19 protein-coding genes are annotated in these 18,033 nt (G+C 67.3%); 8 read left to right on the top strand and 11 right to left on the bottom strand.

What is annotated here, in order from left to right; all coding sequences use genetic code 11:
* Window positions 1–12: 12 nt before the first annotated feature.
* On the top strand, window positions 13–390 hold the full coding sequence (locus BLU38_RS22265) for a RidA family protein (RefSeq protein ID WP_197679813.1): 378 nt from the start codon (window positions 13–15) through the stop codon (window positions 388–390).
* Window positions 391–456: 66 nt separating this feature from the next.
* A complete protein-coding gene (locus BLU38_RS22260) occupies window positions 457–1,101 on the top strand; it encodes a LysE family translocator (RefSeq protein WP_091532952.1) in 645 nt (214 codons plus the stop codon).
* A 3-nt stretch (window positions 1,102–1,104) separates the two neighbouring features.
* Here BLU38_RS22260 and BLU38_RS22255 read toward each other — a convergent pair whose 3' ends face one another.
* The 11 genes from BLU38_RS22255 to ndk form a co-directional block, all read right to left on the bottom strand.
* A complete protein-coding gene (locus tag BLU38_RS22255; protein ID WP_091527574.1) occupies window positions 1,105–3,066 on the bottom strand; it encodes a TIGR03960 family B12-binding radical SAM protein in 1,962 nt (653 codons plus the stop codon).
* Between the two features lie 8 nt (window positions 3,067–3,074).
* Complete coding sequence (locus BLU38_RS22250; protein WP_091527573.1) at window positions 3,075–3,995, bottom strand: hypothetical protein; 921 nt, start codon at window positions 3,993–3,995, stop codon at window positions 3,075–3,077.
* 56 nt (window positions 3,996–4,051) lie between these two features.
* A complete protein-coding gene (mnhG, locus tag BLU38_RS22245; protein WP_091527572.1) occupies window positions 4,052–4,468 on the bottom strand; it encodes a monovalent cation/H(+) antiporter subunit G in 417 nt (138 codons plus the stop codon).
* Window positions 4,443–4,766 (bottom strand): monovalent cation/H+ antiporter complex subunit F, encoded by a 324-nt coding sequence (locus BLU38_RS22240; RefSeq protein ID WP_091527571.1) that lies wholly within the window; start codon window positions 4,764–4,766, stop codon window positions 4,443–4,445. Before BLU38_RS22240 ends, mnhG begins: the two co-directional genes overlap by 26 nt.
* A complete protein-coding gene (locus BLU38_RS22235; RefSeq protein WP_091527570.1) occupies window positions 4,763–5,314 on the bottom strand; it encodes a Na+/H+ antiporter subunit E in 552 nt (183 codons plus the stop codon). Before BLU38_RS22235 ends, BLU38_RS22240 begins: the two co-directional genes overlap by 4 nt.
* Window positions 5,311–6,813, bottom strand: a complete 1,503-nt coding sequence (locus BLU38_RS22230; RefSeq protein ID WP_091527569.1) for a Na+/H+ antiporter subunit D — start codon at window positions 6,811–6,813, stop codon at window positions 5,311–5,313. The genes BLU38_RS22235 and BLU38_RS22230 overlap by 4 nt, the downstream gene beginning before the upstream one ends.
* Window positions 6,810–7,265, bottom strand: coding sequence for a Na(+)/H(+) antiporter subunit C (locus BLU38_RS22225; RefSeq protein ID WP_091527568.1), 456 nt, complete (start codon window positions 7,263–7,265; stop codon window positions 6,810–6,812). Before BLU38_RS22225 ends, BLU38_RS22230 begins: the two co-directional genes overlap by 4 nt.
* Entirely contained in the window at window positions 7,262–10,063 is a 2,802-nt protein-coding gene (locus BLU38_RS22220) for a Na+/H+ antiporter subunit A (protein ID WP_269458195.1), read from the bottom strand. Before BLU38_RS22220 ends, BLU38_RS22225 begins: the two co-directional genes overlap by 4 nt.
* Window positions 10,064–10,150: 87 nt before the next feature.
* On the bottom strand, window positions 10,151–10,816 hold the full coding sequence (locus BLU38_RS22215) for a response regulator transcription factor (protein ID WP_091527566.1): 666 nt from the start codon (window positions 10,814–10,816) through the stop codon (window positions 10,151–10,153).
* Between the two features lies 1 nt (window position 10,817).
* Entirely contained in the window at window positions 10,818–12,095 is a 1,278-nt protein-coding gene (locus tag BLU38_RS22210; protein WP_091527565.1) for a sensor histidine kinase, read from the bottom strand.
* A 5-nt stretch (window positions 12,096–12,100) separates the two neighbouring features.
* Window positions 12,101–12,526, bottom strand: coding sequence for a nucleoside-diphosphate kinase (ndk, locus tag BLU38_RS22205; protein WP_091527564.1), 426 nt, complete (start codon window positions 12,524–12,526; stop codon window positions 12,101–12,103).
* Window positions 12,527–12,745: 219 nt separating this feature from the next.
* On the opposite strand from ndk, the gene BLU38_RS22200 reads away from it, so the two are divergent.
* The 6 genes from BLU38_RS22200 to BLU38_RS22175 are packed head-to-tail and all read left to right on the top strand — an operon-like array spanning window position 12,746 to window position 18,032.
* Window positions 12,746–13,909, top strand: a complete 1,164-nt coding sequence (locus BLU38_RS22200; protein WP_091527563.1) for an extracellular solute-binding protein — start codon at window positions 12,746–12,748, stop codon at window positions 13,907–13,909.
* Complete coding sequence (locus tag BLU38_RS22195) at window positions 13,909–14,844, top strand: ABC transporter permease (protein WP_091532950.1); 936 nt, start codon at window positions 13,909–13,911, stop codon at window positions 14,842–14,844. The genes BLU38_RS22200 and BLU38_RS22195 overlap by 1 nt, the downstream gene beginning before the upstream one ends.
* Complete coding sequence (locus tag BLU38_RS22190; protein WP_091527562.1) at window positions 14,844–15,662, top strand: ABC transporter permease; 819 nt, start codon at window positions 14,844–14,846, stop codon at window positions 15,660–15,662. Before BLU38_RS22195 ends, BLU38_RS22190 begins: the two co-directional genes overlap by 1 nt.
* Window positions 15,659–16,690, top strand: a complete 1,032-nt coding sequence (locus BLU38_RS22185; protein WP_091527561.1) for an ABC transporter ATP-binding protein — start codon at window positions 15,659–15,661, stop codon at window positions 16,688–16,690. Before BLU38_RS22190 ends, BLU38_RS22185 begins: the two co-directional genes overlap by 4 nt.
* Window positions 16,687–17,394 (top strand): glycerophosphodiester phosphodiesterase, encoded by a 708-nt coding sequence (locus BLU38_RS22180; RefSeq protein WP_091527560.1) that lies wholly within the window; start codon window positions 16,687–16,689, stop codon window positions 17,392–17,394. The genes BLU38_RS22185 and BLU38_RS22180 overlap by 4 nt, the downstream gene beginning before the upstream one ends.
* Entirely contained in the window at window positions 17,391–18,032 is a 642-nt protein-coding gene (locus BLU38_RS22175) for a TetR/AcrR family transcriptional regulator (protein ID WP_091527559.1), read from the top strand. Before BLU38_RS22180 ends, BLU38_RS22175 begins: the two co-directional genes overlap by 4 nt.
* Window position 18,033 lies beyond the last annotated feature (1 nt).

Below are 18,033 nucleotides of genomic sequence, written 5' to 3'. Positions count from 1 at the left end.
GGAAGCAATTCGATGATCGAACCGACGATGATCAACACCACCGACGCCGCTCAGCCTGGCGCGTCATACTCCCAGGCCTACGATCTCGGCAACCTGGTGATCACGGCCGGTCAGATCGGCGCTACCCCGAACGGCCGTCTTGGCACCACCCTGCAGCAGCAGGTCGAACTCGGCATCGACAATCTCGAGGCGGTGCTGCGGGCCGCCGGCAGCACCTTGGACCAGGTCGTCAAGACCACGTGCTTCCTGGCCGACGTCGCCGACTTCGCTGAGTTCGACAGGCTCTACCGCGCCCGCTTCGGTGATCGTCTTCCGGCTCGGTCCACCATCGGTGCGTCCTTCGGCAACCCCGAGATCCTGGTTGAGATCGAGGCGATCGCCACCAAGTGACCGACCGGTCCACCGGTCGACCGGTGGCTCTTGTCCGGCGAGATTGCTGCTGACACGATGCCGGGCATGATCACATGGGCCGCCGCCGGCGGTATCGCATTGGCCGCGCTGGTGATGGTGCTGACACCGGGACCGAACATGATCTACCTGGTGTCCCGCAGCATCAGCCAGGGACGGGTCGCCGGGCTGGTGTCGTTGATCGGGACCGGGCTCGGCTTCGTGGTCTACATGACGATGGCCAACGTCGGGCTGGCGTTCGTCTTCGTCGCGGTCCCGTGGCTCTACATCGGGCTCAAGGCAGTCGGGGTGGTCTACCTGGGCTACCTTGCCTGGCAGGCATTGCGGCCGGGTGGACGCGGTGTCTTCGAAGCCCGCACGCTGCAGCCGGACTCCCGGTTCAGACTGTTCCGGATGGGCTTGATCACGAACCTGCTCAACCCCAAGGCTGCGGTCATGTACCTCGCCTTGATCCCGCAGTTCATCGATCCGGCGGCCGGGCACACCGCCGCCCAGGGCTTCGTCCTCGGCGGCATCCAGATCGCCGTCAGCATGGTCGTCAACGCATTGATCATCTGCGGTGCCGGAACGGTCGCCGGCTTCCTGGCTGCACGACCGACGTGGGCTACTTGGCAGCGGCGGATCACCGGGACCCTGCTCGGGCTGGTGGCGATCACTCTGGCCCGCGAGGTGCCGGAACGGGCTCGGGTCTGAGCGTCAGGCGGTCACCGTGTGCTTCACCTCGGCGATCGGCAGCAACTGTTTGCCGGTCGGGCCGATCTGGATCGAGGTGTCCATCTCCGGGCAGACGCCGCAGTCGAAGCACGGGGTCCAGCGGCAGTCGTCGAGCTCGACCTCGTCCAAGGCGTCCTGATAGTCCTCCCACAACCAGTCCCGGTCCAGGCCGGCATCCAGGTGATCCCAGGGCAGCACCTCGGCGTAATCCCGTTCCCGGACGGTGTACCAGTCAAGATCAACACCGGTGCCGTCCAGCGCCTCGGCTGCAGCCGAGGTCCACCGCTCGTAGGAGAAGTGTTCGTTCCAGCCGTCGAACCGGCCGCCGTCGCGCCACACCGTCTCGATGATCTTGCCGACCCGGCGATCACCGCGGCTGAGCAGCCCTTCGATCGCTCCTGGCTTCCCGTCGTGGTAACGGAAGCCGATCGCCTTGCCGAAGCGACGATCGGACCGGACGGCCTCCCGCAGCTTGCGGAGCCGGCTGTCGATGGTCTCGTGATCAGTCTGCCCCACCCATTGGAACGGGGTGTGCGGCTTGGGTACGAAGCCGCCGATGCTCACCGTGCACCGGATGTCGCGGCGGCCGCTCACCGTCCGGCCGGTCTCGATCACCTTCTTGGCCAGCTCGGCGATCTCCAGCACATCCTCGTCGGTCTCGGTCGGCAGCCCGCACATGAAGTAGAGCTTGACCTGACGCCAGCCGTTGCCGAAGGCGGTGCTGACGGTGTTGATCAGATCCTCTTCGCTGACCATCTTGTTGATCACCTTGCGGATCCGTTCCGACCCGCCCTCGGGGGCGAAGGTCAGACCGGACCGGCGACCGTTGCGGGACAGTTCGTTGGCCAGATCGATGTTGAACGCGTCCACCCGGGTGCTGGGCAGCGACAGCGACACGTTGCTGCCCTCGTACCGATCCGCGAGCTGTTTGGTGACCTCGCCGATCTCGGAGTGGTCGGCACTGGACAGGCTGAGCAGACCCACTTCCTCCAGTCCGGACTTGTCAATCCCGTTCTGCACCATCGCGCCGATGGTCTCGATGTTGCGTTCCCGGACCGGTCGGGTGATCATCCCGGCCTGGCAGAACCGGCAGCCGCGGGTGCAGCCGCGGAAGATCTCCACCGAGAAGCGTTCGTGCACCGTCTCGGCCAGCGGCACCAACGGGTTCTTCGGGTACGGCCAAGCATCCAGATCCATCACGGTGTGCTTGGCGATCCGGAACGGCACCCCGCTGCGGTTCGGCGCGACACGCTGGATCCGGCCGTCGGGCAGGTAGTCCACGGTGTAGAACTTCGGCACGTAGACACCGCCGGTGGCAGCCAACCGGAGCAGCAGCCCGTCCCGGCCACCCGGCCGATCCTCGTCCTTCCACTCCCGGATCACGTCGCTGATCTTGAGCGCGATCTCCTCGCCGTCACCCAGCACAGCGGCGTCGATGAAGTCGGCGATCGGTTCCGGATTGAACGCGGCGTGACCGCCGGCCAGCACGATCGGATCCTGCTCGCGACGGTCGACGGCATGCAGCGGCAGTTGAGCGAGATCGATCGCGTTCAGCAGATTGGTGTACCCGAGCTCGGTGGCGAAACTGACCCCGAGCACGTCGAACCGACCGACCGGTCGGTGACTGTCGACGCTGAACTGCGGCAGCCGTTGTTCGCGCATCTTGGCCTCCAGGTCCGGCCAGACCGCATAGGTCCGCTCGGCCAGGATCCAGTCCCGCTCGTTCAGCACCTCGTACAGGATCTGGACGCCCTGGTTGGGCAGCCCGACCTCGTAGGCGTCGGGATACATCAAGCACCACCGCACGCTGGTCGTTGCCCAGTCCTTGACGACGCTGTTCAGCTCGCCGCCGACGTACTGGATCGGCTTGCCGACCTGTCCCAGCAGCGGCTCCAGCCGCGGGAAGACCGATTCGGGGACGGACGTGATCTGTTCGGTGCTCATAACAGGACTCAGCGTAACGACTCCAGCGCCACGAGTCCCTCCGTGGACAGACAGGAGATCAGGCAGCGCTCCTTCCGATCGGCCAACAGCCGGGCCGTCCAATCGGTGAACCCGCCGTCGCCGAGCTCCACACCGTCGGCGTGGATCAGCAGCGCCCCGGAGCTGTAATAGTGACGCGCCCTGGCCCGGTCGTGATCGGCGATCCATTCGACCCGCTCCCCCGCACCCGAGCGCAGCGCAGGCAACACGGTGTCGGCATAGCGCTCCCGCAGGGCGGGTTCGAAGCCGGCATAGCGGATCTCGGCCGGGCGCCCGGGCAGCATCGCCTCCAGCACGGACGTCCAGTAGCGCAGGTGGGCGGCCAGGAGGTCGGCCTCGGTCCGCGCCGACCCGCGGTCGCGGTCGCTGGAGACCAACGCGAACAGCTCGAAGTGGCTGGCCCCGGCCGCGAATTGCTGGCTGCGCAGGACGCGGTGGCAGGCTGCCAGATGCACCGGTGCGCCGCGATCGGTCCGTCGACGGGTCGCTGCCTCCAGTGCGAGCACATTGGTCAGGTCACTGACCACCTCGCTGGTCCGGGTGGTGCTGAGCACCCGGTTCTGATCGACGGCGGCCATCGCCGAGCAGGTCCCCAGCGGAGTCACCGGCGCCAGCTCGATGCCCTCGAATTGCGCCGGGAGCAGCTGCCACAGTCGGGCGACGACGGCCGACAACCGCCGTGGATCGCTGCCGGCGGGCCGGACGAATCGGTCCGATCGCCAGCGCTGCATCAGCCGCGCCGGGGTGACCTCGGCCGCACGACTGCCGGCAACGTCGATCAGCAGGCTCTGCAGGTCGGTCGGCGACAGGCCCTCGGCCAGCTCCTGGTGCACCTCGGCCGGCAGCAGCGACCAGATCCTCGCTGACGAATCGTGATCCGCGGGCACCATGGCGACAACCGTAGCCACCCGCCGGGGACGCTGTCGCGCCCATTCACCGAGCCGGGTCAGTCGGCCGCTGATTCGTCGACGTCGTCTCCCTCGTCCTCGTCGTGTCGGGTGACCAGCCGGAAGCCGGCGCGGGACAGGTCGGCGTCCAGTTCGTCGGGTTCGGTCAGGTCGGTGCGGAACTGTCGGGTCCGGTACGCGGTCCGGGCGACCAGGTGCGCCGAGATCGGTGCGGTCAGCAGCTGCAGCGCGCCGATCACGACCAGCAGCCCGACGAGTCGCCAGTCCCGCAGCGACATCCCCAGCCCGGTCAGCAGCACCAGCAGCCCGAGGGTCTGCGGCTTGGTCGCCGCGTGCATCCGACTGAGTACGTCGGGCAGCCGGATCAGGCCGATTGCGGCGATCAGGCAGAGCAGGATGCCGACCACCACCAGGGCCGCGCCGATCAGGTCAAGAATCGTCGCCTCGCCGGTCATCCTTCACCTCCAATCGGGGTCCTTCCCTGGCCGCCACCTGGCGGGCGATGCTCACCGCGCCGGCGAAGCCGACCACCGACAGCACCAACATCACCGGCAGCGTGCTGCTGTGCCGGTTGACGACCTCCTCCAGCACCAGGCCGGCGATCACCACCGCGATCAGCACGTCGGTGGCCACCGCCCGGTCCAGGATGCTCGGGCCGCGCGCGATCCGGATGATCGCCAGCAGTGCCGCCGTGCCGAGGGCGACGATCCCGATCGCGGCGACGATCTGATGCAGCAGTTGCAGGCTGATCATCGGTCCACCCCCGGCATCGGATCACCGGACCGCAGTGCAGCGATCTCTGCCCGGGTGCCGAAGGCCCGGATCACCCGGGCCTCGGCGGTGTGCACCATGGTGCGAGCCGCGGCACGTTCCTCGGCGCTGCTGACGTCGAGCATGTGGACATAGATGGTGCAGTTCGTCGGCCGGGCCTCGACCACCAGACTGCCGGGGGTCAGCGAGATCAGTTCGGCGGTCTGGGTGAGGTACAGCTCGTTGCGGGTCCGCAGCTGGACACCGAGGATCGCGTTACGTGGGCGACGGCCCCTGCGCAGCACCACCCGCGCCACGCCGATGCTGGACCGGACCAGGTCGACCAGCAGCGCAGCGATCAGCCGGAGCAGACCGATCGGATGCACCGTGGCCGACCCGATGATCGGTGGCATCGGGAAGACCAGACCGATCAGCAGTCCGAGCAGCGCACCGGCCACCAGGTTGAAGATCGACAGCTGGCCCCACAACAGTGTCCAGATCACGGCGCAGACGATGATCATGAACGGCTGCACCCGGGAACGAAGTCTCATCGAATCCCCCTCGGCAACACGGCGGCGATGTAATGCGCCTTGTCCAGCAGCTCGGCGGCCGCCTGGTCGGCGTAGCTGTAGAGCGGACCGGCGACGGCGGTCAGCCCGACCCCCAGTGCGACCAGGACACCGGCGGTGATCATGTTGCTCCGCGGCGGGCCCTCGACCCTGCGTACGGGTTCGGGTGCGGCTCGCCAGAACGCACGATTCCACACCTTGGCCATCGCGTACAGGGTCAGCAGGCTGGTCAGCACGGCGCCGCCGACCAGCAACCAGCTCAGCCAACTCCCCTGCTCGATGCCGGCCCGCAGCAGCCCCACCTTGCCGACGAAACCGGACAGCGGTGGGATGCCGGCCAGGTTCATCGCCGGAATGAAGAACAGCACCCCGATCGCCGGTGCCACCGCGGCCAAACCGCCGAGCTCGTTCAGCGACGTGCTGCCACCCCGGTCCTCGATCAGGCCGGTGACCAGGAACAGCGTGGTCTGGATGGTGATGTGGTGCACGGTGTAGAAGATCGCGCCGGCCAGGCCGGCCTGGCTGGCCAACGCGATGCCGAAGATCATGTAGCCGATGTGACTGACCAGGGTGAAGGACAGCATCCGCTTGATCTCGGTCTGGGCGACCGCACCGAGGATGCCGATGATCATGGTCAGCAGGGCTGCCACCGACAGCAGATCGGTCAGGTGCCGGTCCGGGAACAGCAGGGTCTGGGTGCGGATGATCGCGTACACACCGACCTTGGTCAGCAATCCGGCGAACACCGCGGTCACCGGCGCCGGAGCCGTCGGGTAGGAGTCCGGCAACCAGGCCGACATCGGGAACACCGCCGCCTTGATCGCGAACACGATCAGCAGCAGCAGTTGCAGCAGTGCCTGGAGATTGTCGGGCAGCTCACCGAGGCGGATCGACAGGTGTGCCAGGTTGACCGTGCCGGTCGCTGCGTAGATCACCGCGAGCGCGATCAGGAACAGCGTCGAGGACAGCAGATTGACCACCAGATAGGTGGTGCCGGCGCGGACCCGTTCGCCGGTCCCGCCCAAGGTGATCAACACGTACGACGCGAACAGCAGCATCTCGAAGCCGACGAACAGATTGAACAGATCGCCGGCCAGGAAGGCGTTGGTGACGCCGGCACTGAGCACCAGGAAGGTCGGGTGGAACACCGACACCGGTGCCCGTCGATCCCGTTCGGCCTGGTCGGCGCTGACCGAGAAGACCAGCACCGCCAGGGTGATCACCGCCGACGTGAGCAGCATGATCGCCGACAGCCGGTCGGCGACCAGGGCGATGCCGAGCGGCCGTTCCCAGTCCCCGACCCAGAGCACGACGGTGTCTCGGGTGGACGTCAGATAGACCAGCGTCGCCGCGATCAGCACCGCGGCACTGAGCACCGAGATCGACGCCACCCGCTGCGCCCTCGGCCGATGACTGAGCACCAGGGTCAGCGCGGCACCGAACAGCGGCAGCAGCACCGGCAGGGCAAGGATGTTGTTCACTCCTCCTGCCCTTCCGACTCGACGATCCGGCCTTCCTCGTCGGTCAGTTCGGTGCCACCCTCGTCGTAGCTGTCCGATGCTTCGTCCTGCTCCGCGAGGCGCCGGATCCGGGCGTCCTCGACGTCGTCCTGCACCTCGTCATGTCCGTTCAGCTGGAAGCTCCGATACGCCATGGTCAGCAGGAAGGCCACGGTGCCGAGGGTGATCACGATCGCGGTCAGCACCATCGCCTGCGGCAGCGGGTCACTCATGCCGCCCTTCTCCGCCCCACCGTCACCGAGGATCGGCGCGCTGCCGGCCGCACCGGCCGCGACCAGGAACAGCACGCTCACGCCGTTGGAACTGAGCAGCACTCCGAGCAGGATCCGGGTCATCGCCCGTTCGGTGAGCAGATAGGTGCCGGCCGCGATCAGCGCGCCGGCGACGACGATCAAGGTCAGATTGGCGGTCATGATCGACTCGCCTCCAACGTCTGCCGGTCCACGCCGGCGCCGAGACTGCGGATCAGGTCCAGCATCACCCCGACCACGACCAGGTAGACGCCGATGTCGAAGAACATCGAGGTCACCAGGTGGACGTCGCCGAGCACCCCGAGGTGCAGATCGACGGCGTAGCTCTCCAGGATCCGGCCGCCGAACGGCATCGGGGCCACCGCGCTGAGCACGCTCACCACCAGACCCAGACCGAGCACCTTGCCGGCATCCACCGGGGCGGCCTCGACCAGTTCGCCGGCGCCGCCCGCCAGATAGCGGACGGCGAGCGCGAGACCGGTGATCAACCCGGCGGCGAAGCCACCGCCGGGCGCGTTGTGTCCGGTGAACAGCAGGTACAACGAGCACAGGATCATCACCGGGAACAGCAGTCTGGTCATCACCTCGAAGACCACCGAGCGGCTGTACGGCGACAGGCTGTGCTGGCCGCGCAGCCAGGTGGTGTGTTCCTCCCCCGGCTCGACCGGCCGCCGCCGCGGCCGCGACACCGGCTGCCGGATGCCGAGGAAGATCAGGCTGGCGACACCGGTGGCGGCCACCATCAGCACCGAGATCTCGCCCAGCGTGTCCCAGGCCCGGATGTCGACCAGGGTCACGTTGACGACGTTCTTGCCGTAGCCGAACTCGTAGGCGAACTTGGCGAATCGGGCCGAGACCGGTTCGGCGGTACGGTTCGAAGCGGCCACCAGCCCGGCCAGCGCCGCGACCGACCCGACCCCCAGCGACAGGATCAGCCGCCACCACCGGGTCGATGCCAGCGGACGGTCGGAGAAGTACGGGCCGAGCTTGCGCAGCACCAGCGCCAGCACGATCAGGGTCACGGTCTCGACCAGCACCTGGGTCAGCGCCAGATCCGGCGCACCGTGCAGCAGGAACAGGAAGGCCACCCCGTAGCCGGTGACGCCGACCAGCAGGATCGCCTTCATCCGACCGCGCGCCCGGCCGGCCAGCACGACGGCGACGATGATCAATCCGCCGACCACCACCTGGGCGGGATTGTCGAACGGCCGGACCGAACGCGGCAGATCGGCGGCCATGATCAACGCCGACCCCGGGAACACCACGAACACCAACGCGATCGCACCGAGGTAGACCGGCAGCGAGCCACGCTGAGCCAGAGCCGTGATCTCCACCGCGGCCCGGTCCACACCACGCATCGCCTTGGCGTACAACGCACCGGCGTCCCCCAGCCCTGGCAGTGTCCGCTGCAGCGCCGCGAAGCGTCGCCGGTCGACGAAGATCGCGATCCCGAGCCCGATCGCCAGGGCCGACAGACCCAGCTGCGGCGTCAGACCGTGCCAGAGCACCAGTTCCCCGGGTTCTCCCTGGGGCACGGTGTGGGCGTAACCGTCCAGCAGATGTCCGGTCGGGCCGGAGACGAATCCGAGCAGCAGCCCGAGGACCGCCGGGATGGCGGGCATCAGCCAGAAGCCGAGAGCCGGCGCCGGGAACCTGGTCGGCTCGATGTGATGGTCGGTGTCCTTCTTCGTCGCGAAGGTGCCCCAGACGAAGCGCAGGCTGTAACCGACGGTCAGCACCGATCCGACCACGATCGCCACCAGCACCGCCACGCCGGCCGAGCCGCCCAGATGGAGCAGCGCCCCCAGAGCGCCCTCCTTGGCCACGAAGCCGAAGGTCGGCGGGATCCCGGCCATCGATGCCGCGGCGAGGATCGTGACCACGGCCAGCGCCGGCCGCTGCCGCCCGACGCCGGACAACGCACGCAGGTCACGGGTGCCGGCCTGATGGTCGACGATGCCGACGATCATGAACAGCGCCGACTTGAACAGCGCGTGGCCGATCAGGACCGCACAGCCGGCCAGCGCGGCTTCCTGGGTCCCGATGCCGACAATGGTGATCATGAAGCCGAGCTGACTGACCGTGCCGAAGGCGAGCAGCAGCTTGATGTCGTGCTGCCGCAACGCCCGCCAGCCGCCGAGCAGCATGGTCAGCGGGCCGATGATCAGCAGCACCGGCCGCCACAGCGGCACGGTTGCGAACGCCGGTGCCAGCAGCGCGACCAGGTAGACGCCGGCCTTCACCATCGCAGCAGCGTGCAGGTAGGCGCTGACGGGTGTCGGTGCCGCCATCGCGCCGGGCAGCCAGAAGTGGAACGGCAGCTGGGCCGACTTCGACAGCGCGCCGACCAACAGCAGCGCCACGGCGGCGCTGACTGCCGCCCCCGAGGGCGGCCGGGACAGGATCGCCTGCAGGGAGAAGGTGCCGGCGACCGAACCGAGCAGCAGGATCCCGACCAGCATCGCCAGACCGCCGACGGTGGTCACCACCAACGCGGTCATCGCGGCCCGCCGGTTGGCCTCGTTGGCCGGATTGTGCCCGACCAGCAGATAGGAGAAGACGGTGGTGAGTTCCCAGAAGACGTAGAGCAGGATCAGATCGTCACAGGTGACCAGCCCGAGCATCGCGCCGGCGAAGGCGAGCAGGATGGCCGCGGTCCGGACCGGGATGCCGGAGGCGAAATACCATCGGCAGTAGAGCAGCACCAATGTCCCGATGCCGCTGACGACGAGGCCGAGGACCCATTGCAGGGTGCCGATCGAGAACGAGACCCGGAGGTCGAAGGTCCCGATCCAGGTGACCTGCTGGGTGATGGCATGTCCGGCCAGGATCGTCGGCAGCTCGGTCGCCAACACGATGAACGTGATCAGCGGTGGCAGGGCGAGGACGTAGAACGTCCGCAGTCGCAGCCAGCGCGCGAGCAGCGGAGCGCACACGGCGACACCGAAATGCACGGCGATCAGCGGCAGTAACAGGGTGGTGCCTCTCGTTATTCACGGGACGCGGAATTGAACCCTACCGGAACCGCTGAGCCGAACCTGAGAGAGCTACCCGGTCGGCCGGACCAGACCGGTGCGATAGGCCAGCACGACCAGCGCGACCCGGTCCCGCAGCCCGGTCTTGGCCAGGATCCGGCCGACGTGGGTCTTGACCGTGGCCTCGCTGACGAAGAACTTGGCGGCGATCTCGGAGTTGCTCAGGCCGTTGGCGATCTCCAACATCACCTCCCGTTCCCGGTCGGTGAGGTCGGCCAACTGGGAGGTGTCGGCGGCGTGCGGCTCGGGAACCTCGTCGACGAAGCGTTCGATCAGCCGTTTGGTGGTGCTCGGTGCGACGACCGAGTCGCCGTCGTGCACGGTCCGGATCGACTCCAGCAACCGGTCCGGCGGGGTGTCCTTGAGCAGAAATCCTGCCGCACCGGCCCGCAGCGCGGAGAAGGCGTGTTCGTCCAGATCGAAGGTGGTCAGTACGATCACCTTCGGCCCGTCCGGATACCGCTCGGTGATGATCTTGGTTGCCGCGACCCCGTCCATCCGGGGCATCCGGACGTCCATGATCACCACATCGACAGCGGTCACGGCGAGCTGATCGACCGCGTCGGCACCGTTGCTCGCTTGCCCGACCACCTCCATATCGGGCTGCGAACCGATCACCATGGCGAAACCGGCACGGACCAGCTCCTGATCATCGACCAGATACACCTTGATCGTCATCTCAGCTCTCTCCTGCCGTCGGTTCTGCTGGCGCCACGGTAGCGGGAAGATGCGGCAACCAGGCGTGAACCTCGAATCCGTCCGCCTGCGGACCGGTGGTCAGCCGACCGCCGACCGCACCGACCCGCTCCTTCATGCCCTGCAGGCCATGCCCCGGTTCGCCGGTCTGCAGCCTCTTGTCGGTGTCGGCGACACTGTTGATCACCCGCAGGTCGGTGCCGTCGGCGCCGAAGTCGATCACCAGCCGGACCTGGTCACCGCCGTGCTTGCGGGCGTTGGTCAGGCTCTCCTGCACCAGCCGGTAGATCGTCAGGCCGGTCATCTCGGCCACCTTGTCGGCATTGCCGGTCTGCTCCAACGTCACCGTCAGTCCGGTCGCGCCGGCCTGCTCCACCAGCTGGGGCAGCTGCTCCACGCCCGGCTGCGGCACCGCCGCACGGCTCGGGTCGTCCTCGCCCTCCCGGAGCAGCCCGAGCAGACCACGCATCTGGGTCAGCGAGTCCCGGCCGGTGCCGGAGATCCGTTCCAATGCGGTCTTCGCCGTCGCGGGGCTGCTGTCGATCACGTACGCAGCACCGTCGGCCTGGGCGATCATCACCGACAGCGCGTGCGCGATCACGTCGTGCATCTCGCGCGCGATCCGGGCCCGTTCGGCGGCCGCCGCGATCCTGGACTGCTGCTCCCGTTCTCGTTCGAGTTGCTCGGCGCGATCGGTCAGCGCCACCTGCCCCATCCGAGCCGACCGCAGCCGCTCACCCGAGGCCCACGCGGCGAAGACCAGTGCGATCATCCCGGCGGTGGTGGCGACCCTGGTCAGCAGGCTGGGCGTGGTGGAGAAGGCCTTGGAGAGTTGATCATCGACGAAACCCCACCAGTCGTTGACCGCCCCGGAGAAGGCCACCACCAACAGCACCGCCAACCCGTAGAGGCCGGTCCGCCGATTGGTGAAACCGACCAGGGAATAGAGCGAGAACAGCAGCGCCCCGTCATGCAGGCCGATCGGGCTCGGCCACCAGACCTGGAACAGCCCGAAGACCTGGCAGAGCACGAACGAGATCCGCGGCAACCTGCGCCGCAACATCAACGGCAGGCAGACCAACGCGACGAACGCCGCATCGATCGGGCGCCACTGCGCAAAGAACAGCGGCAGGAACGCCGACCCACAGGCGAAGAACACCCCGGCGAGCAGGCAGTCGAAGATCAGGCTCCGGGTCGGCAGCTCGGCACCGACCCCGGTCCCTTCGCTGGCCCGCAGCAGGCCCGCCAGGTGGGTCGGCATCGTCGTCAGCTGTGCTCGGGGAACCAGAGGGCGATCTCGCGGGCGGCCGACTCCGGCGAATCGGATCCGTGCACCAGATTTTCCCGGTTGGACAGCGACAGGTCACCGCGAATGGTGCCCGGAGCGGCCTTCCGTCCGTCGGTGGCACCGTTCAGCGCGCGGACCACCTCGATCGCCTCGTCACCCTCCACGATCATCGCGATCGACGGGCCGGAGGTGATGAACTCCCGCAGCGGCGGGTAGAAGTCCCGCTCGACGTGCTCGGCGTAATGCTGATCGGAGAGCTCTCCGTCGACCTGCCGCAGCTGCAGCGCCACGATCGACAAACCCTTGGCCTCGAACCGGCTCAGCACCGACCCCACCAGGCCGCGCCGTACGGCGTCGGGCTTGAGCAGGACGAAGGAACGCTGAACCGGGGTGCTTGCTGTCATGGATCAGACACTATTACGCGCGTGCGCTCGCGCGGGAATCGACCGTCTCCACCGGCGACCCGCGCGGTAGTTGATCTTGAGCTGAATTCGACCTTCCCGTCCGTACTGCGTTCACGCTACGCTCACCTGTGCGTCGCTGTCACCGGCCCGATGGCGCCTAGGTTCTGAACCGCTCCGGTCACCGTCGCCCGGCAGTCACTCATCACGGGGAGGACCATCATGGATCGACGTAGGTTCATTGCGTTCGGAATCGCTGCAGCCGCCGGCACCGCCGGCCTGACTGCCTGCCAGGGCAACGGCCCGGGCGCGACCACTGCCGGCGGCGGAAGCGGCGGGGGCGGTGCGAAGAACGCGCTGACCGTCTACTGCGGAGCCGACACCAACATCCAGGATCTGTGGACCAAGACCCTGATTCCCGGCTTCGAGAAGGCCAACCAGGGCACCAAGATCACCTTCCAGTTCGACCTGCACGGCCAGAACTCCGATCAGGTGCTGAACAAGATCGCCGCCGCCACCCAGCAGAAGAAGGATCCGGGCATCGACTTCCTGGAGTCGATGGGCGACCGGGCCGGCGAGGCCGGGCTGCTCGCCGACCCGTCCGGCAAGGTCGCCAACCTGACCGGCGTGCTGCCCGACCTGCAGGCGGCCGCGGCGAAGAACTCCATCCCCTACCGCGGCTCCTCGGTGCTGCTGGCCTACCTGCCGGACAAGGTGGGGACGCCGCCGAAGTCGCTGGACGAACTGCTCGTCTGGATCAAGAAGAACCCCGGCAAGTTCGCCTACAACTCGCCCGACACCGGCGGTGCCGGTGATTCCTTCGTGCAGACCGTGCTCACCAAATACCTGTCCGCGGCCGATCTGAAGACGATGACCACCGGCTACCACAAGGACCTGGAGGGCAAGTGGGACAAGGGTTTCGCGACCCTCGCCGGACTGAACACGTCGATGTATCAGAAGGGCGTCTACCCCAACGGCAACAACGGCACCCTGGAACTCCTGCTGCAGAAGGAGATCTGGATGTGCCCGGCCTGGAGCGATCAGTTCATCAGCGGCCGCAAGTCCGGGGTCGTACCGAAGGAGGCCGAGGCTCTGCAGATCACCGACCCGAGCTTCACCGGCGGCGGCACCTACGCCGGCGTGTTGTCCGCATCGACCAAGCAGGATGCTGCCTTCAAACTGGCGAACTGGCTGTTGGAACCCACCCAGCAGGCCGCCATCGCGACCGCGATCGCCGGCTACCCGGCGATCGCGATGGACAAACTCCCGGGGACGGTGAAGTCCGAGTTCGCCGACGCCGACCCGGGCAACCTGCGGCCGGGCTTCAACTCCGACATGGACGCCGACATGAAGAACCTGTGGCAGCAGAAGGTGCCCGGCAACTGATGTCGCGGCAACGCAAGCGGTCCAGCGGGTCGTCCGCCCTGCTCGGTTTGGCACTGGCCAGTCCGCCGATCATTGTCGCGGCGATCTTCGTCGGGTTCCCGATCTTGGTCGCGATCGCGTACAGCTTGGGCCATGTCGGCGGGCTGAACCAGACGATCGCCACCATCGCCCGCGGCCAACACACGGTTTCTTCCTGGTATCAGCAGACGCTCGGCGCCTACCGGGACGTGTTCACCGATCCGCGCTTCCGCAAGGATCTGCTGGTGACCGTGGTGATCACGTTGATCTCCACGCTGGCAGTGGTGGTGTTGGCCTGGGTGATCGCGATCTATCTGCGGACCAGTCCGGAGGACCAGAAGCTGCGTTCGGCGGTGGCCAAGCTGGTCTCCGGGCTGGCCGTGGTGCCGATGTTCATCCCGGTGGTGATCGCCTCCTGGGCGATGCTCACCTTCTACGCCCGGGACGGCTTCGTCCGGTCGATCTGTGCCCATCTCGGGCTGGAGGGACCGACCTGGGGCTACACCATGGTCTGCGTGACGATCGGGTTGGTCTGGACGCATCTGCCGTTCGCGACGCTGATGATCACCTCCGGGGTGCAGGGAGTACCGGATTCGCTGTTGGAGGCAGCGCGGGACGCCGGCGCGGGTCTGATCACGATCGTCCGGACGGTGGTCGCACCACTGACCCTGGTGCCGACGGTGATCGCTCTGACCTTCACCGCGATCGGCACCCTGGGCGCCTTCACGGTGCCCTACTTCACCGGCCCGAACGCCCCCAGCATGCTCGGCGTCGACATGGTGTCCTACTTCCAGTCCTTCAATCGACCGCAGCAGTCGGTGGTGATGGCGGTGGTGGTGTTCGCGGTGGCTGCCGTCTTCGGCGCCTTCTACGTCTGGGCGAACTTCCGGTCCGCCCGCGATGCCGGACGGGTCTGATGACGGGCATCGCTGCGGTGGTCCGACGGATCCTGACCGTGATCTTCATCGTCGCTCTGCTGATCTTCATCGTCGGGCCGTTGCTCTGGTTGGCGATCCGGGCCTTCGCGACCAGCTGGACCTATCCCCACCTGTTGCCCGACGGCTGGACACTGAAGTGGTGGCGGACGGTGTTCGCCAATCCGCAGCTGTTCTCCTCGATGCGGCTGAGTGTCGCCTTCGCCGTCACCACGTTGCTGGTCTCCAGCGCGATCTGCCTGCCGGCGGCGTACGCCTTCGCCCGCTTCGACTTTCCCGGCCGGAGGATCTTCCTGATCGGGCTGTTCGCCACCAACGCCTTCCCCAAGACCGGCCTGTTCGTCGCGCTGGCCGCACTGTTCTACGCGTTCAACCTGATGAGCACGTTCGCCGGCGTGGTGATCGTGCACCTGCTCGGCACCATCGTCTTCATGACCTGGATCCCGGCGGCGGCGTTCGCGTCGGTGCCACGCAGCCTGGAGGAGGCGGCCCGGGACGCCGGCGCGAGCCGCTTCAGGGTGTTCTTCACGATCACCTTGCCGATGGCGCTGCCGGGCATCCTGGTGGCGTTGATCATGAGCTTCCTGGCCTCCTTCGACGAAGCACAAGGCACCTATCTGGTCGGCGCGCCGGTGTTCTATACGATGCCGACGACGATGTACTCCTTGGTGCTGAACTATCCACGCCAGGTGGCGGCGGTGTTCTCGATCCTGCTGTCCATCCCCTCGGTGATCTTGCTGATGCTGGTTCGCAAGCATGTGATGGGCGGCCAATTGGCAGAAGGGTTCCAGATCCGATGACAACCCACGATCAAGGCCTGGTGCTGGCCGGGATCGGCAAGGATCTCGGCGGCCGGACGATCGTCGACGATCTCGACCTGACCGTGGCCACGGGCGAGCTGGTCTGCCTGCTCGGACCGTCCGGCTGCGGCAAGACGACGACATTGCGAATGATCGCCGGGTTCCTGACCCCCGACCTCGGCACGGTCACCATCGACGGCAGCGACGTCACCCGGGTGCCGCCGGAGAAGCGGCCGACCGCAATGGTCTTCCAGAACTACGCCCTCTGGCCGCACATGACAGTCTTCGACAACGTCGCCTACGCGTTGCGGTTGCGCAAGACCCCGAAGGCCGAGCTGACCGAGCGGGTGCACGAGATGCTCGAGTTGGTCAACCTGATGCACCACGTGAAGAGTCGGCCGGCCCGGATCTCCGGCGGTGAACAGCAGCGGGTGGCGCTGGCCCGTGCCCTGGTGCAACGACCGGCGGTACTGCTGCTGGACGAACCGTTGAGCAACCTGGACGCCAAGCTGCGGGTGCGAGTCCGGGAGGACATCCGTGAGATCCAGCAGCGACTCGGCATCACCACGGTAGTGGTCACCCACGATCAGGACGAGGCGCTCAGCATCTCCGATCGGGTGGCGGTGATGAACGCGGGCCGGATCGAGCAGTATTCCGAGCCGGTCCAGCTCTACCGGCACCCGGCGACCCGGTTCGTCGGTGGCTTCGTCGGTGCGATGAACACCTTCGACGCCGAGCTGCTCGCCGGGATCCCCGTGGATCGACCGGTCCCGCCGGGTGACGGACCGCGCACGGTCGGGGTCCGCCCCGAGAATGTGATCATCGTCGGTGCCGGCGAGACCGGAACGAGCGCAACAATCACCCGGACCATTCCACGTGGGCACTTCACCGAGCTGGTGTTGGAGGTCTCCGGAGATCTGTCGCTGCGAGCCTTCGCCGCAACGACCGCCGAGCATGCCGTCGGCGACACCGTCGGTCTCCGGTTGTCCTCGGTGTTGATCTACGACGAGACCGGAGCACTGGCATGACCTCGCTGACACCCGGCGGGCCGTTCCGCGCGATCGCCCACCGCGGAGAGCCGATCGGGCACCGGGAGAACACGCTGCCCGGCGTCGCCGCCGCTCTGCAGGCCGGCGCCGACATCGTCGAGATCGACGTCAAGGTCACCGCCGACGGTCAGGTGGTGCTCCTGCACGATCTGACCCTGGACCGGCTGTGGAACGATCCGCGCACGGTCACCGAGGTCGACCATGATCAGATCGAGCAGATCCCGTCACTGGCAGCAGCACTGGAGTTGATCGGACCGTCGGGCAAGGCCCTGTTGATCGACATGGACTCTGAGGACTGGGCCGAACCGAGCCGGCTGGTGGTCGCCGAAGCGGTCCGATCCGGGGTGATCACTGTCGACCAGGCGATCTGGTGCGGTCGGTTCGACTCGTTGCGGGTGATCCGGGAGGCAGATCCGCAGGCCCGGATCATCTTCTCCTGGGACGAAGGTGATCAGGACGGCCGGTTGCCGTCCGATGCGATGGTCGCCGACCTGGCGCCGGAGGCGTTCAATCCGCATTGGCCGATGGTGGACGACGCCGTCCTGGGCTGGATCGCCGATCATGGACTGGCCAGCTGCTGCTGGACCGTCGACGACGAGGCGGTGATGCGGCAGTTACTGGATCGCGGTGTGACCGCGATGATCACCAACCGGATCGGACTGCTGCAGGAACTCCGCCGATGACGACAGCCCCACGACGTCGCGGTCCCGATCCGGCCAAACAGCAGGCCGTCCTCGATGCATCGTTGTCGGTGTTCAGCGAACTGGGCTATGCCGCGGCGAGCATCGAGCTGATCGCCGCCCGAGCCGATGTCTCGACCCGAACGATCTACAACCATTTCGACGGCAAGGCAGCCCTGCTCCAGGCAACCATCGCCGACAGCGCGGCCCGCGTGGCCGCAGCACAGGTCGAGATCATCGACCGACACCTCGGTCAGGCATCCGAGCACCGGGACGACCTCACTGCAGCGCTGATCGCGTTCGCGACCGACTGGACCCGTCCGTTGCCTGATCAGGCCGAGCATCACGCGCTGGTCGAGCAGATGCGTGCCGAGATCGGTCGGATCCCGCCGAACGCCCTCGACGCCTGGCAGGAGGCCGGCCCGCTGCACGTCCGCCGAGCGCTGGCACGAGCCTTCGCCGCTCTGGCCGACCGCGGCAGCTTACGGGTCGAGGATCCCGATCTCGCGGCCCTGCACTTCACCCGACTCGTCACGATCACCGATCCACTGCGCCCCGGGCGACGGGTGACCAGGAAGCAGGCTGCGGCAATGATCACCGCCGGCGTCGAGGCCTTCCTGCACGGCTACTCCCGCGACTGAC

This window comes from Microlunatus soli (assembly GCF_900105385.1).
Taxonomy (GTDB): Bacteria; Actinomycetota; Actinomycetes; order Propionibacteriales; family Propionibacteriaceae; genus Microlunatus; species Microlunatus soli.
This window is presented reverse-complemented; position numbering and strand designations above follow the sequence as displayed.